At 65.3% G+C, this 15,804-nt stretch carries 9 protein-coding genes and 1 pseudogene; 8 read left to right on the forward strand and 2 right to left on the reverse strand.

The features are described 5' to 3' along the window. The coding region (locus tag NUM_RS07955; protein WP_225918407.1) for a helix-turn-helix domain-containing protein at positions 1-179 on the reverse strand (179 nt) is incomplete at its 3' end. 466 nt (positions 180-645) lie between these two features. Continuing rightward, the gene (locus NUM_RS07960) at positions 646-1,596 is read right to left on the reverse strand and encodes a site-specific integrase (RefSeq protein ID WP_207124140.1); all 951 of its coding nucleotides are present in this window, start codon (positions 1,594-1,596) and stop codon (positions 646-648) included. Positions 1,597-2,816: 1,220 nt separating this feature from the next. Here NUM_RS07960 and NUM_RS07965 point away from each other — a divergent pair. The 8 genes and pseudogenes from NUM_RS07965 to NUM_RS08000 all read left to right on the forward strand — a co-directional run. Then, positions 2,817-5,582: a LamG-like jellyroll fold domain-containing protein gene (locus tag NUM_RS07965; RefSeq protein ID WP_207124141.1), complete on the forward strand. Its 2,766-nt coding sequence runs from the start codon at positions 2,817-2,819 to the stop codon at positions 5,580-5,582. Positions 5,583-5,731: 149 nt separating this feature from the next. Continuing rightward, positions 5,732-12,073, forward strand: coding sequence for an RHS repeat-associated core domain-containing protein (locus NUM_RS37650; protein WP_207124142.1), 6,342 nt, complete (start codon positions 5,732-5,734; stop codon positions 12,071-12,073). 68 nt (positions 12,074-12,141) lie between these two features. After that, on the forward strand, positions 12,142-12,606 hold the full coding sequence (locus NUM_RS07975) for a hypothetical protein (protein WP_207124143.1): 465 nt from the start codon (positions 12,142-12,144) through the stop codon (positions 12,604-12,606). A gap of 267 nt (positions 12,607-12,873) precedes the next feature. Next, positions 12,874-13,653, forward strand: coding sequence for a Hint domain-containing protein (locus tag NUM_RS07980; protein WP_207124144.1), 780 nt, complete (start codon positions 12,874-12,876; stop codon positions 13,651-13,653). Beyond that, the gene (locus NUM_RS37910) at positions 13,650-13,847 is read left to right on the forward strand and encodes a ParB-like protein (protein ID WP_207124145.1); all 198 of its coding nucleotides are present in this window, start codon (positions 13,650-13,652) and stop codon (positions 13,845-13,847) included. Before NUM_RS07980 ends, NUM_RS37910 begins: the two co-directional genes overlap by 4 nt. Before the next feature lie 49 nt (positions 13,848-13,896). Beyond that, a complete protein-coding gene (locus NUM_RS07990) occupies positions 13,897-14,289 on the forward strand; it encodes a DUF6896 domain-containing protein (protein WP_207124146.1) in 393 nt (130 codons plus the stop codon). A gap of 48 nt (positions 14,290-14,337) precedes the next feature. Next, positions 14,338-15,345, forward strand: coding sequence for a hypothetical protein (locus tag NUM_RS07995; RefSeq protein WP_207124147.1), 1,008 nt, complete (start codon positions 14,338-14,340; stop codon positions 15,343-15,345). A gap of 45 nt (positions 15,346-15,390) precedes the next feature. Beyond that, positions 15,391-15,804 (forward strand): annotated as a pseudogene (locus NUM_RS08000) (transposase); the annotation flags it as partial.

The following is a 15,804-nucleotide window of genomic DNA, read 5'->3' on the forward strand; positions in this document are numbered from 1 at the left end:
GCGCTGGGCCGGTCGAGTAGACCGGCTGGTCCTTCGGCCTGGTAACGGCGTTTCCACTTGGTCAAGCAGGCGCGAGACACGCCGGCTTCCGCGGCAACGTGGGCCAGCGGTCGGGTGGCGCACCGCTGGATCAGACGCAGCCTTCCGGCCGGTGTGAGTGGGGCGTTAGCGTGGGTCACGAGGGGTAGGTCCTTGCTGGCAGAGACGGTTGGTCGCACTTCCATCCTGCCGCCGGGACCTACCCCTCCCTCATCGCCAGGCCGGTGTCAACAACCTCACGAACCACAACAACTAGTCGAGTATAAAGACCCTCAGCTCCGCTCGTTGGCCGTGACGTGCCTGGGATTCATGGTGTCGTTGACGAAAAAGTAGTGGATCGCCTGCGTCATCTCTGGCAGATCATGCCCTGGCCGGATTCGCTGAGAATGCGCGTTTGGTGATATAGAATCGGTTGCAAGAGTGGAGAAATCCTGAGCCAGGAGCGCCCAGCGACGTCGTCCGCGTCGTTTTCGACGGAAACGGAAAAGCCGACTTCCGTGACCAAAATGATCCATAGCTCAGCGCGACGAGGGAATTGACTAATCTAAATGTTTGGCGCTCTTGTCGATCTTATCTGAATCAATTCTCGGGACTCGGGGAAGAAGGTTACAGCTCGTTCGCTTCGCCGCGGCGGAGCCCGCGGTAGGCGACCAGGTGAAACAGCGGGTAGAGCGGGTCGTCGAGGATTGCGTCCAGGAACCGGCCGGTTTGTTCGGCGGTCCACACCATCACCGGCCCCGGGACCGTTCCATCCGCCGCCCAGCGCCGGACTCGTTCGGGCGTCCAGACGAGTGGACGCGGCCGGCGCGGGGAAGGTAGTTCGATGTGGGTGGCGGGATTGGCGACGATGAGGTCTTCGCGGATGGCCGCGTTGAGCGCGGCGCGTAGAGTGGCGCGGATGCGGTGCAGGGTGGTGGCGCCGGTGACCTTTTCCCCGCGCAGCGCGAGCGCGGCTTCCTTGTCGCCGGATTCGCGGATGGCCTGGACGTAGTCGGCGCGTTCGATGATTGCTTCGATCATTGCGGCGATGTGCTGCCGGCGTAGCCGGTCGAGTCGCAGCTGTCCGAGGTGCGGGATCAGATGCCGGCGGATGTGCTCGGAGTACTTGCTGCGGGTGGAGTCTGCCAGGTTGCGCTTGCCGGCGAGCCATTGGTCGAGCCATTCGGCGACGGTCGGCTGCCCGATCAGCCTGGTGCCGGTTTGGAGGGCGCGGCGGACGGTGTCGATGTGGGGTAGCCGTCCGTCGGTGGAGATCGTGTGTTCGATCAGGTCGCCGAGGCCGATCTGGCTGGTGGAATCGCTGCGGTCCGGGATGGCCAGCAGCGTGTTGAGCTGCAGCAGATCGGCTGTCGCGTCGTCGTGGGTCAGGTAGCCGCCGTGGCGCAACGTGCGGCGTGTGCCGTCGGCGCGCCGCGGCAGGTCGCACTGGATGTGCCAGGCGCCGTGTCGTGGGTTCCAGGACCCGTTGGCCCGCTTGAGCTGCGGGCGGCTCCGGCCGAGGAGACGGCCGGTGTCCTGGTCGCGGCAGTTGCAGCGTTTGTAGACCGAACCCTTCACCAGCCAGTGCCCCTTCCCGATGCACGCCCCGACTGTCCGCAGCCAGTGGCATGCGTCGTGACGCCGGTGGTGGGGGGACGGTGGGAGCAATGACCGCTCGACTCGCCGACGAAGTCAAGTCGAACGCGTGGTCGGCCGGCAGAGACGGCCGCGAAGCAACGCACGGCGGCGTGGACATCGCGACCAGGTGACCCTGGCGTGGCCGGCGGAGCTGGCGCGCGATCGCCGTGCCGGGAGGTTTTCTCGAACGCCTGGAGAACCGGCGTGACTCGGGCGCGGCGGCCGGCGTGCCGGACGGGGATCGGGAAGGCACCGATGCAGGTGAGGCGGCGGGCGTCGTCCACGTCCCAGACGCGAGCCGGGCTGCGCGCGTGGGTGGCTGTGCCGACACGGAGGACCGGGCCGAGAGGCCACGACGGTATCGAGGCCGGCTCCGATGAGGAGGCGGTTGTTGGCCCATTCAGTGATTGGCCGGTGGGTGGGCTCGACGATGGGGCTGCGGGCGTGCTGTCGGTGGTGGTCATACGTTCTATTGCCACCGGGCCCCGCCGAATGGGACAGCCATGTTGTCCAGCTCACGGCAAGATCACCCGGTCGCAGGATACGTATCGGAACGATGTAGGCCCGCTCAGCGCGGACCGGCCTGGCACGTGGACCGGGTTCGGGGTTACTTGCCCCCAAGAGGCAACGAGTCGTGGGTGGCTGTCGCGCCCAAGGTCGCGGGTCGCTGTTGCGGCGCATATCACCGCCGTAGTGGAGTAGCCCGGCCGGGATGGACTCGCCGGGGTGGCTGCCAGCAGGCTCGGCGCGACGGTTCCCGTCGGGGACAGAGCAAGTACCCGCCTTGTTGAGAGCTCGTTGCATGCCGCGCTAGAGACCTCGGAGGCCGTGCACGTACGTCGCTGCGATGCTCAGGTCCTGCCGAGATGGCTGATGACGCGATCACGGTCCAGCGCGCCTTGGATATGTCGGCTGATGCGTCAAAACTGTGACCATTGCTACATGTAACGTCGAAAAATGGATCACTCAGTGTGTCGACCGTCGCCGGGTGTGTCCGTTTTACCGGGGGTTTGCTCTGCGATTTTTGTAAGGTGTCTTCCCTGTGGGTGTGATCTTCCGGTAGCTTCCGGTGCCGCTGGCCGGGAGTTGCGTATCTCCTGGCGTCTGGCTGGGAGGTCCGGTGGCTGGTGTGTCGTGGCCGCGTGCCCTGTTTGCGGGGGGTGGCGCTGGCTGTGGGTGTGTCGCTTGCTGGGGCGGCACCGGGTGCGGTGCACGCGGCGCCGGCCGGGTCGCCTTCCGGTGCGGTGGCCGATGATCCGGGGCCACAGGCTCCAGCAGATCAGGTCACGGCCATGCGCAAGGCGCATCTGTCCAAGCAGCGGGTCGAGATCGTGTCGCAGCGTACGGAGAGCTCGCAGACGTTTGCGGAGCCGGACGGCACGATCACGCAGGAAGCGACGCCGCGGCCGGCGCGGGTGCACGCGTCGGACGGGTCGTGGGCGGCGGTGGACACGTCGTTGACCCATGACGCGAACGGTGGGGTGTCGCCGGCGTCGACCTCGGCCGGGTTGCGGTTCTCCGGTGGCGGGGATGGGCCGATGGCGACGATCGTCTCGGCGGGGAAGTCGTTGTCGTTGCAGTGGCCGCACGGCAGTCTGCCGGCGCCGTCGTTGGAGGGTTCGTCGGCGACCTATGCCGAGGTGTTGCCGGGGGTGGATCTGCGGCTGACCGCGATGGTCGACGGGTTCTCCGAGGTGTTGGTGATCAAGACCCGGCAGGCTGCTGACAATCCGGATCTTGCCAGTCTGAGGCTGGGCCTTGCGGTAGACGGGGTCAGTGTGTCGGTGGCGGCCTCGGGTGTGCTCACGGCCATGGACGGCGACGGGGCGACGGTGTTTGGCGCGCCGGCGGCGTTGATGTGGGACTCGTCGGACCCGTCGGCGCCGGTAACGAACGTGGCCAAGCATGCCGCGGCGCCGGCACAGGCACGCACCGCCCGGGTGGACACGAGCCTGGATGAGGGTGGCGACGGTCTGACGTTGATCCCGGATCCGGGCATGCTCACCGACCCGGACACGGTGTTCCCGGTGTTCGTGGATCCGGACGTGTCGACGTCGCTCTACACGTGGACCTATGTGGACAGTCAGTTCGGTGATCAGGCGTACATGTCCAAGAAGGGCCGCAGTGACGCGCCGGCCGGCCGCTACACCGACACGAAGAATGGCGGCGAGTACATTCAGCGGTCCTACATCCGGTTCAAGTTCGCGAAGAGTCTGGCGAACACGAAGGTGGTGTCGGCGGAGTTTCGCGCGTACTCGCACTACCAGTGGAACGGCACTCCGACCGACCATCTGGTGCATGCCTATTCGACGTCCGCGCCGAGCGAGGACACGACGTGGAACCATCAGCCGTCGCATTACAAGGATCTTGGCGCGCACAGCGTGAAGGCCGGCACGTGGGTGGGGTTCAACGCGACCGCGGCGGTGCAGCAGGCGGCGGACAACGACTGGCTGCATCTGGCGTTTGAGTTGAAGGCCGATGACGAGAGCAGCGTGGAGAAGCGCGAGACCTACTCGATGACCGACTCGACCCAGCCCAAGCTTGCGGTCACCATCGACCACAAGCCCAACACACCGACAGGGCTGAAGATGTCGCCCTGCTACAAAGCCTGCTCCTCGCCGGCGACCGTGTCGTCGAAGTACCCGACGATGTACGCATCGGTGTCGGACCCCGACGGCGGCAACCTGAAGGTCGTGAAGATCGAGGTGTACACGGCCGACGGCGCGACGAAGGCGTCCTACACCTACAACACGTTGACCAACATCAAGTCCGGCGGGTCGATCAAGTGGACTTCGCCGAGCCCACGAAATCTCGACAACTACAAGTGGCATGCGCAAGCGTGCGACGCCTACAACTGGTGTAGTGACTGGTCGTCGTGGTTCAACTTCACGGTCGATACCGATAACCCGACGACGCCGAAGGTGTACTCGGCGGAATATCCGGAGTTGGTGCATGGCAGCAACCAGTGGTACGGCGGTGTTGGTCAGGAGGGCACATTCGAGCTGCAGCCCAACGGCGTGACCGGCGTCGTGGAGTATCGCTATGACTTCGACCGGTCGCCGCCGGGGACGGTGGTCGCGGCGACTAACGACAGGGCAACCGTGAAGCTGACGCCATCGACGGACGGTGTGCACTGGTTGTATGTGCAGAGTGTCGACCGCGCTGGCAACGTCTCCGAACAAGTCGGATACGAGTTCGGGGTGGCGTCCGCGCCGGGGAAGGCCGGCGAGTGGACGTTCGATGAAGGTTCCGGGACTACTGCTGCGGACACCTCGGATGCTTCGGAGCCCGGTGGCCCTACCAACCGGCATCCGGTCACGTTGAACAACGGGACGAGCTGGGTTCCGGGGCATGTTGGTGACTACGCCGTGGCGATGAACGGGACAGACCAGTACGCGACGTCGGACACTGCGGTGATCGATACCACCGGGGGCGCTACGGGGGGCGGGTTCACCGTGTCGGCGTGGGCGTATCTGGATGACAACTCGCGCTACCACACCGTGCTGTCGCAGGACGGTCAGCAGTCCTCGGCGTTCTATCTGCAGTACCGGTCTGATCCTGACTGTGACTGTTGGGCGTTCGGGATGCGCGACGCTGATACGGCCGACGGAGTGACGACGGTGGCGTTGTCGCAGGACAAGGCGTGGTTGCAGGAGTGGACCCACCTGGTCGGTGTCTATGACGCGGTCAATCATCAGCTCCGCTTGTATGTCAACGGGGTACTGCAGCCCGATCAGCCGAGCTTCTCCAGCCCGATCGCGTCAACGAGCCCGTTGAACATCGGTCGGGGCCTGCACGGAGGCCAGATCGGCTGGTACTGGCAGGGGGAGGTCGACAACGTGCGCGCGTATCAGCGCGTCATGTCGGACCCCGAGATCACACATCAGGCGGCGGAAGCGGACTACCCGGAGCTGGTAACCGGCTGAGCCGGTGTCACGACGTGAATGATCGTGGGCGCCGGTCGGCGCTGTGGACTGTGGAGGACGCGGTGGCGTCGGAGATGAATAGTGCGCAAGTCCCTGTTCGGGGTGGCCGGAGATGGCTGCGTTCACGACGCAGACACGGCAGGCGGTCGATGCTGGCAGCAACGGCGTCGGCGGTGATGCTCGCCTCCACCCTGGTCTCGGGCCCGGCGTTGGCGACGCCCAGTACGGCGCAGGCGCCCAAGCCAAAGATGTCGCCGTCGTTGCCTGTGCACGATGTCCTGCCCTCGCGGGAGCGTGCGCCGGGTGACTCGATGAAGCACGAGGTGCACGGCGCTCCTGCCGTCTCCTGGCCGAAGGCGGCGCGCACGCGGCTGACAGTGTCGGCTGCGGAGAAAAGGTCGGCCACGACGGTTCCCGTCACGGTCGGACCGCCGAATGCGAGGGGTGCGCGGGCGGCGAAGCAGAACCCGCCGTCGCGGGTGGATGTCCGGATGCTGGGGCAGAAGGCCTCGCAGCAGCTGGCCGGTACCGAGTCGGTGGCGTTCACGGTCGCTGGTGTTGACGGAGCTACCGGCCAGGTGCGGGTGTCGATGGACTACGCGTCGTTCGCCCAGGCTGCCGGTGCTGGATACGGGTCGCGGCTGCGGCTGGTGCGGCTTCCTGCGTGTGCGTTGACCACCCCGGACAAGCCGAAGTGCACAGCGGCAACAGTGTTGCCCACCGACAACGACACGGATCGTTCGACGCTGTCGGCGACGGTGACACTCGGCGGGTCGCCGACGGTGCTGGCCGCCGAGGCGGGAGCTGCTGGCGGTACCGGGGATGCGGCGGCGACGCCGCTGGCGCCGTCGGCGTCGTGGCAGGTGTCGGCGCAGACGGGCGCGTTCTCTTGGTCGTACCCGATCACCGTGCCCTCACCGGGCCTGGGGCCGGAGCCTGACCTGGAGCTGTCGTACAACTCGCAGACTGTCGATGGCCGGACCTCGGCGACCAACAATCAGCCGTCGTGGGTGGGTGACGGTTGGGATCTGTGGTCGGGGTTCATTCAGCGCAACTACAAGGTGTGCGCCGAGGATCAGAACGACGGCGCGAACAACGGTGACAAGAAGACCTCGGACCAGTGCTGGGGCGGGGATGCGGTCACCATGTCGCTCAACGGCCAGGCAACCGTTCTGGTCAAGGATGGCGACTCGGGTGCGTGGCGGCCACAGCAGGATGACGGGTCGCGGATCGAGCATCTGACCGGCGCCAGCAACGGCGACAACGACGGCGAGTACTGGCGGGTCACCACCGTCGACGGTACCCAGTACTACTTCGGCCGTAACCGGCTGCCCGGTTGGTCGTCGGGTGATGCGGTCACGAACTCGACGTGGACTCTGCCGGTGTTCGGTAACGACCCCGGTGATCCGTGCCATGCGGCGGCGTTCGCCGACTCGTCGTGTGACCAGGCGTGGCGGTGGAACCTGGACTACGCGGTCGATGTCAACGGCAACGCGATCTCGTACCAGTACAACGCCGAGACCGGCTACTACGGCCTGAACGCGGATGCCTCGAAGAAGACCGCCTACAACCCGGGTGGGTCGCTGGCCGAGATCGACTACGGCTACACCGACGGACACGCGTATGACACCGACCCGGCCGCGAAGGTCGTATTCACCACGGCGGATCGGTGCTCGTCGGGCAGCACGTGCGACACCGACCATCCGGCGTCGTGGCCGGACACGCCGTGGGACCAGTCGTGTCTGAAAGACACCTGCACCGACAAGTACGCACCGGTGTTTTTCACCCGCAAGCGGCTGACCACGATCACCACGAAGATCCACTCGGGGTCCGGCTACGCCGACGTCGACAGGTGGACGCTGGGCCAGTCGTTCCTGGACACCGGCGACAACGACGCGAAACCGTTGTGGCTCAAGTCGATCACCCACACCGGCCTGAACGGCGGAACCGCGGCGCTGCCGGCAGTCACCTTCGACGGCACCCAGATGGCCAACCGGGTCGACACCAATACCGACGGGCTCTCGGCACTCAACCGGTACCGGCTTACCGGCATCGACAGCGAAACCGGGGCGCAGACCACGATCGGCTACTCGCAGCCGCAGTGCGTCCAGGGCACCACCATGCCCTCGTCCGAGGACAGCAACACCCTTCGGTGCCAGCCCAGCTACTGGTATCCACCGGGCGAGGACAAGCGGCTCGACTACTTCCACAAGTACGTGGTGACCGAGGTCCGTACGCACGACTCGACCGGCGGGTCGGATGACCTGGACACCACCTACGACTACCAGGGCGACGCCGCCTGGCATTACGAGACCAACGGGTTGTCGCCGAAGGCGGTGCGCACCTGGTCAGACTGGCGCGGCTACTCCTCCGTGGTCGTGCGCAGCGGCAGCGCCTCCGGCGTGCGGTCCCAGGTCAAGCATCTGTACCTGCGCGGCATGGACGGCGATCACAAGGCGGATGGCTCCACCCGGTCGGTGTCGGTCACCGACTCGCAGGGCGGCACCATCACTGACTCGCCGCAGTACCAGGGCTTCGAGCGGGAACAGATCACCTACGACAAAGCCGGCGGGTCCGCGATCACCGATGTGATCAGCAGCCCTTGGGCCCGCGGCCCGACCGCGACCCAAAGCCTGGGTGGGCTGACGACCAAGGCGTGGATGTCCAACACCGCCAGCGTCGTGACCCGCAGCCTGCTGTCCGACGGCGGCTGGGGTGAGAAGCGCACCTCCAGCAGCTTCAACGACGATGGTCTGGTTGTGCAGGTCGACGACCGCGCCGACACCAGCACCGCCGCGGACAACAAGTGCACCCGCACCACCTACACCGCCCGCAACACCACCAAGTGGATCCTGAGCCGGCCCGCCGAGGTGGAAACCGACGCCGTCGGCTGTGACTCCACCGCGACCCCCGATCAGGTCCTATCCCACGTGCGGACCTACTACGACTCGGCGGCGCTGGGCGCGAAGGTCAACGTCGGCAACCCGACCAAGGCCGAAGCGCTCAACAGCTGGAACGGCACCACCCCGGTGTATGCGACCGCGTCGACCACCAGCTACGACAGCTACGGCCGACCGACCGCCGTCACCGATGCGCTGGGGCACAAGACCACCACCAGCTATACGCCTGCCACCGGGGGCCCGGTCACCGGAACGACGGTCACCGACGCCCTGGGCAACGCGACGACCGACACGCTCGATCCGGCAACCGGGCAGACGTTGTCCAGTGTGGACGCCAACGGGCGACGCACCGACCAGACCTACGACCCGCTGGGCCGGCTGACCGCGGTGTGGCTACCGGGCCGGACCAAGGGCACCGACGATGCCAACGTCACCTACAGCTACCAGATCAACAACGACGCCGCCAGTGTGGTCACCAGCAAGACACTGACCTACGAGACGATCACCAACACCACCAACTACGTCACCAGCTACACCTTGTACGACTCGCTCGACCGGCCACGGCAGACCCAGTCCCCGGCGCCTGGCGGTGGGCGGATGATCACCGACACGCTCTACGACTCCACCGGGCAGACTGCCGAAACCTCCCAGCCCTGGTACAACGCCGACAGCCCATCGGGAACGCTCGTGGGCGTCAACGGGCGACCCGAAACCTATGCCGAGACCGCGTTTGTCTACGACGGCACGGGCCGCCAGACCGCCGCCATCTTCAAGCAGCAGGGCGACGAGAAGTGGCGCACCACCACCGCCTATCCGGGCGCCGACCGCACCGACGTGACCCCACCATCCGGCGGAACGGCCACCACCACGCTGGTCGACGCGCGCGGCCAGGCCACCGAACTGCGTCAGTACCACAACCCGACCCCGACCGGCGCTTACGACGCCACGAAATACACGTACACGCCAGACGGCGACCTGTCGAGCGTGACCGACCCGGCCGGCAACTCCTGGCGCTACGGCTACGACACGCGCGGCTACCGGATCAAGAGCGTCGACCCGGACACCGGCACCACCACCAGCACCTACGACAACCTCGGACAGCTCACCTCCACCACCGACGCCCGCGGCGCGACGATCGCCTACAGCTACGACGAGATCGGCCGCAAGACCGGCGAGTACCAGGACTCGGTCGACGGCAAGCAACTTGCGTCCTGGACCTACGACACCCTCGCCGGCGGCAAGGGCTTGCCCACCGCGGCGACCCGGTATGTCGACGGCGACGCGTACACCACCGCGGTCACCGGCTACGACGCCGGCGGGCGCCCCACCGGCACGTCGGTGACAATCCCGTCATCGCAGGGGGCATTGGCCGGAACCTACACCGACTCGCTGATCTACAACCCGGACGGGTCGCTGAAAGCCACGGTTCTGCCTGCCGTGGGCGGCCTGAAGAAGGAAGCCGTCGCGCCTCTGTATGACAAGCTCGGCATGGCTACCGGCTTGACCAGCGGTCTGAGCATCTACGTCTTCTCCGCCACGTACAACCACGACGGCACCCTGGCCCAGATGGTCAACGGCGACTACGACCATCGTCTCAGCCGTGACTACAGCTACGACCCGGCGACCGGAAGGCTCATCAAGGCTGACGCCGTCCGGGTCGACTCCACCACGGTTACCAACACCAGCTACACCTACGATCCGGCCGGCAACATCACCTCGGCGGTCGACAACCCGGATGGTTCGCCGACCACCCAGTGCTTCGACTACGACTACCTGGACCGGCTCACCGACGCCTGGACGCCCAAACCGTCCGGTGTGGACGGTGACACACCGGGAAGCTGCGACACCCTACCCGCCTCCACCGACCAACTCGGCGGCACCGGCGCCTACTGGCACTCCTACACCTACGACCTGACCGGCAACCGCACCCAACTGACCGAACACATCGCCGGCGGCGACACCACCGCCGTCTCCGACTATCCGGCACCCGGTGCCGCCCAGCCGCACACGCTGCAGTCGACCACTACCACCTCCAGCGTCGGCAACGGATCCACCGCTGTCGAGCAGAACACCTACGCCTACGACCCGGCGGGCAACACCACCACCCGCACCCGCGGCGGTAACACCCAAACCATCGACTGGAACCCCGACGGCAGCCTCGCCGCTCTCCACACCGGCGACCAACAGACCAGCTACCTCTACGACGCCGGCGGCAGCCAACTGATCCGCCACGACCCCGACGGCACCGCCACCCTATGGCTACCCGACGGCACCGAACTGCACGCCGACACCGCCGGCACCGTCACCGGGACCCGCTATTACAGCTTCGACGGCGCCACCATCGGGGTCCGGACCCCAGCCGGGATCAGCTGGCTGATCGCCGATCAAGTCGGCACCGACAGCGTCCAGGTCGACGCGACAACCCGCGCGGCGACCTACCGCTACACCGACCCGTTCGGCACCGCCCGCAGCACCCTGCCCGACTGGATCGGCGACCACGGCTTCGTCGGCGGCATCATCAACGCCGACACCGGCCTGACCACGCTCGGGGCACGCCAGTACGACCCGGACACCGGCCGGTTCATCTCCGCCGACCCGATCGCCGATCCGTCGGATCCGCAACAGCTCAACGGCTACGCGTATGCCAACAACAGCCCCATCACCCACGCCGACCCCACTGGCCAGCTGCTCAATGCCGTTGGCAGCACCGCGTTCGCCACCGACGAACAGTACGAGCGGTTCATGGACGGCTACACCGGCAGCACTGCATGGCGGCGCGACTACTACCCACTCAACCGAGCCTACGAAGCGGATCCGAAGGCGCATGATCCTGACGCCGGGCACGAGATCTTGTCGTGGTTCGGCTACATCCCGGTCGCCGGGTCGATCGCCGACACGGCCAACGCTGTCTGGTACGCCGCGGAAGGACGCTGGGCCGAGGCAGGAGAGCCTCTGGGCTTCGCCGTGATCGGGATCATCCCGGTCGGGAAGGTCCTGAAACTTGTCGGCAAGCCGCTGATCAAGGGCGGCGCCAAGGTCGCGAAAATTCTCACCAAGGGCGCCGAAGAAGGCTCCAAAGCCGTCAAACCCGCCGCTAAAGACACCGGAAAGGCTCTAGCGAAAGACACCGCCGAGAGCGCCGGAAAGAAGTCCGCAAAAGGTGCAGGCAAGGACGCCGCGAAGCGTGCAGGTAAGGATGCCACGAAGCGTTTGGGAAAGAACGCGAGTAAACGGGCGACAGAAGATTCAGATGAGGCATTGGGGGCAGCGCGTGCGGCGCGTGATGCCAAAGCGGCTGAAGTTGGTGCGGCGAAGGCCACCGTGACGGGGGGCTATGATCCAGCGAAGGGTGCCAGCAGTGCGGTAGCCGGTTGTAATCGTAATCCAGTGGGCTGTGCTGAAAACGATGTCGAACGACAGCTTGGGATCGGCTCGAAAGACGTGCAGTTCAGCGAGGCGTTGCGCCCGCGCACAGGAAAGGAGATACCTATCTGCGTACGATGCCAAGATAGGTATGATCCGTCACAGTTCCCGCCAGGGGTTCGGTATGACCCTGGTGGTCGCTGGGATCTGGAAGGGCTAATGCGTTGATTGAAGATGTGCTCATCGACTCGGTCTCCTGGACTCGAATGCGCTCTGTTATGGGTAGTTCAGAGTTCGTGCCTGAGGCGATTAAAGCATTACTGAACGCAGCGACGGAGGAGCAAGCAGAGTCTGCCTATTGGCGCTTGGACAATCGTGTGGTTGTGCAGGGTCAGTTGTTTGAATCCGCGCAGTGGGTCATCGCTCCGCTGCTCCTGGGGCTCGTGTCGAATCGACCGGGGTTTGTCCGCCAGAATGTTGCGAATCTACTGGTGGAGATCGCTGTGGGCGAGCCGGACGAGACTGAGTTGTCAGTCGGAAACGAGTTGTTGGGTGCTCAATGTCGTGCTGAGCTGAAGGGTGGCCTTTGGGTCATTTACGCGCTTCTGGATGATCCGTTACCGATGGTGCGATTGGGAGCGCTCGACTTGCTGGATGTTGTGGAGGACAATCGGACGCGCTTGGCATTCGCTGTGAGCCACCTGCGGTCTGATCAGAACCGATCGGTAGCAAAGCGAGCGTCTGAGCTAATCCGTACCTGACGCCCAGGTGTCGATTGGTCTGCTAGAGCGGCGCGAGAAGGCCGCAAAGAGTGCAAGTTAGGGTGCCGCGCATGGTGCCGCGACTACTACCCACTCAACCGCGCCTACGTAGCCGATCCTTCTGCCCATGATCCTGACGCCGGGCACGAGATCTTGTCGTGGTTCGGTTACATCCCGGTCGCCGGGTCGATCGCCGACACGGCGACCGGGATCTGGTGCGCCGCGGAATGACGCTGGGCCGAGGCAGGTGAGTCTCTGGGCTTCGCGGTGATCGGGATCATCCCGGTCGGGAAAGTCCCGAAACTTATCAGCAAGCCGCTGATCAAGGGCGGCGCCAAGGTCGCCAAGATCCTCACCAAGGGCGCCGAAGAAGGCTCCAAAGCCGTCAAACCCGCCGCCAAGGACACGGGCAAGGCCCTGGCAAAAGACACCGCCGAGAGCGGCGGTAAGAAGGCAGCGAAGGGCGCGGGAAAGGACGCCGCAGAGGGTGGCGGGAAGTTGGCGAAGCCGGCCGAGTCCTCATTCCCTGGCGACACAAGGGTGCTTCTCGCTGATGGCAGCACGAAACCCATCGCGAAGCTCCACATCGGCGACCGGGTCACCAACGCAAAACCAGACGCTCACGCCACGCAGAAGCACCGCGTCGACGGCGTCATCCGCACCACCACCGACCACGACTTCGTCCAGATCACGTTTCAGGACGGCCAGGGCCAACAGAAGATCACCGCTACCGCCCACCACCGCTCCTGGGACCACACCACCCACCGCTGGACCGAAGCTACCGATCTGAAACCCGGCGACCGGCTCCAAACCACCCACGGCACCACCCGCATCACCACGCTCACCCGCTACACCAAACCCCAGATCGCCTACAACCTGACCATCCGCAACCTCCACACGTACTATGTTGTGGCGGGCAGCGTCCCGATCCTGGTCCACAATACGAATTGTGGCCCTGGAACTGCTGATCCTCACGCATTGAAACCTTACCATGAGATAGCGGCAATGCATCGACGAAAAATGTTAGGACACATCGGGATGCGATGAGGGCAGGAACTTTCGACTGGGAGCAGAGTCCAATCTCGGTGGTAACTGATGGGGATGGAACTCAGTACGTCGTTGATGGCCACCATCGCCTCGCTGCGGCCCGTATGGCTGGCGTTGACGAGGTGAGAATTATTGACGTGACTGATCAACTTAACGATGGCGGCTTCCTGGGCTACTCAGACATGGCAGACTAGATTCTGCTGGTAACTTCGTTGGAAACAGACTCAATAGGTACAAGTTGTGATGACTGCCGACGCGTTTTCCTGGTCAACCCTCCCGGCAGTGTTCGCCGAGGCCAAGGGGGCGATTGAAGCGACCTTCGCGGCGCAGAGTGCTCCAGAGATTGTTCGCTCTGTGTTGCGCGGGGATCAGCCCCGTGAAGGAGTATGCCTAAACGGGCTCGAATACTTCGTCCACGGTGTTGGCTACACCGTCGTACTTCCATCGGAAGGGCATGTGCACTTTGATGGGAGCGCGGAAGGCGACTTCTTCACCCAGGATGACGTTGCGCTATTTCTGACAACGGCCGAGTTGTGCGATTCGCCGGATCCGTCGGAGGTGGCTGGTCATCTCGATGCACTCTGTATTGAAGGAAGCCTGATTAAACTTCGATCGGGTAGGTATTCTCTGCCGTAGTTTAATCCGGCTGGCCTTCCTACGGCTGATTGATCAGGAAGTAGCGCTGTGACGACGCTTCGGTTGTTGCTGCGTCCCAGACTGCCCGAACCTGCGATCCCACGGGTTCTGTCGGTTGACGACTTCGCCCTGCGCCGGGGCCGCCATTACGCCACCCTCCTGATTGACGCGGTCACCCACCAACGCATCGACGTGCTGGCCGACCGGAAGGCAGCAACGCTGACCGCCTGGCTCGGGAGCATCCCGGTGTCGAGATCGTCTGCCGGGACGGATCGGCCACTTACGCCCAAGCCATCCACGCTGCTGACGCCACCACGTTCAGGTTCCGACCGGTGGCACCTGCGGCACAACCTCGCCGCCGCGGTCGACAAGACCGTCATCGCGCACGCCTCCTGCTGGAACAGCCTGCCCCACAACACATCCGGTGTCGCGGCGCAACGGACCCGCCGCCGGTTCGCGGCGGTGCACGAGTTGACCGATGTCGGCGTCGGGCTGTTGGAAACGACGCGGCGGCTGGGCTGGTCACTCAACACGGTCAAACGCTACGCCCGCGCCGAATCGGTCGAGCAGCTGCTGCGCCCGCCCCGCTACGGCCGCTGCCTGGTCGACCCCTACCGCGATCTGGTCCGCCGCAGACTGTCCGAGCAGGTGCCGGTGACCAGGATCCTGGACGAGATCCGCGCCGCCGGCTACACCAGGAGCGCGAACTTGCTGGTCCGCTACTTCCAGCAAGGACGCGCAGACGCACCCGGACCCGTCCCGTCACCCCGAAAGCCTGACCTCGTGGATCATGTCCCGACCCTCCGATCTGGACACCGCCCGACGCCGACACATCGAACGCTTGACCGGCTGCTGCCGCAGATGACCGCAATGGCCCGCCAAGTCCACGCGTTCGCCACGAACCTCACCTACCGGCGCGGCATCGACCTACCCGACTGGATCGAGACGACCAGGTCGCTGCAACTGCCAGGATTCGGCCAGTTCCTCGACAGCCTGGTCAAAGCTCAGCCCGCCGTGACCGCCGGACTGACACGGGACTGCCCAGGCTTTGGTTGACACCTGACCTGTGAGGCTGCTGGCCTTGCTGGAAGGATGTTTGCTGTGCCCAAGCCCTACCCCCGCGAATTCCGGGACAACGTGGTCGCGGTCGCCCGCCAGGGCGGTGCGCCGTTGACGCAGATCGCGAAAGACTTCGGGATCTCCGAGTCGTGTCTGTCCAACTGGCTGCGCGCCGCTGACATCGAAGACGGCAACCGGCCCGGCGTGACCCGCGAGGAGTCGCAGGAGCTGCGTGAGCTCAAGCGCCGTAATCGGCTGCTGGAGCAGGAAAACGAGGTGCTGCGCCGGGCTGCGGCTTACCTGGCTCGGGATGTCAACCCAAAATGACCTACCCGCTCGTCCGTGACCTGGCCGCAGCCGACGCCCCGATCAGGGTGCCGGTCGCGGTGACGTGCCGGGTGCTGGGCTTCTCCCGGCAGGCCTACTACGCCTGGCTTGCCAGGCCGGTCGGCCAGC

The sequence above is a fragment of the Actinocatenispora comari genome (assembly GCF_017312725.1).
GTDB lineage: Bacteria > Actinomycetota > Actinomycetes > Mycobacteriales > Micromonosporaceae > Actinocatenispora > Actinocatenispora comari.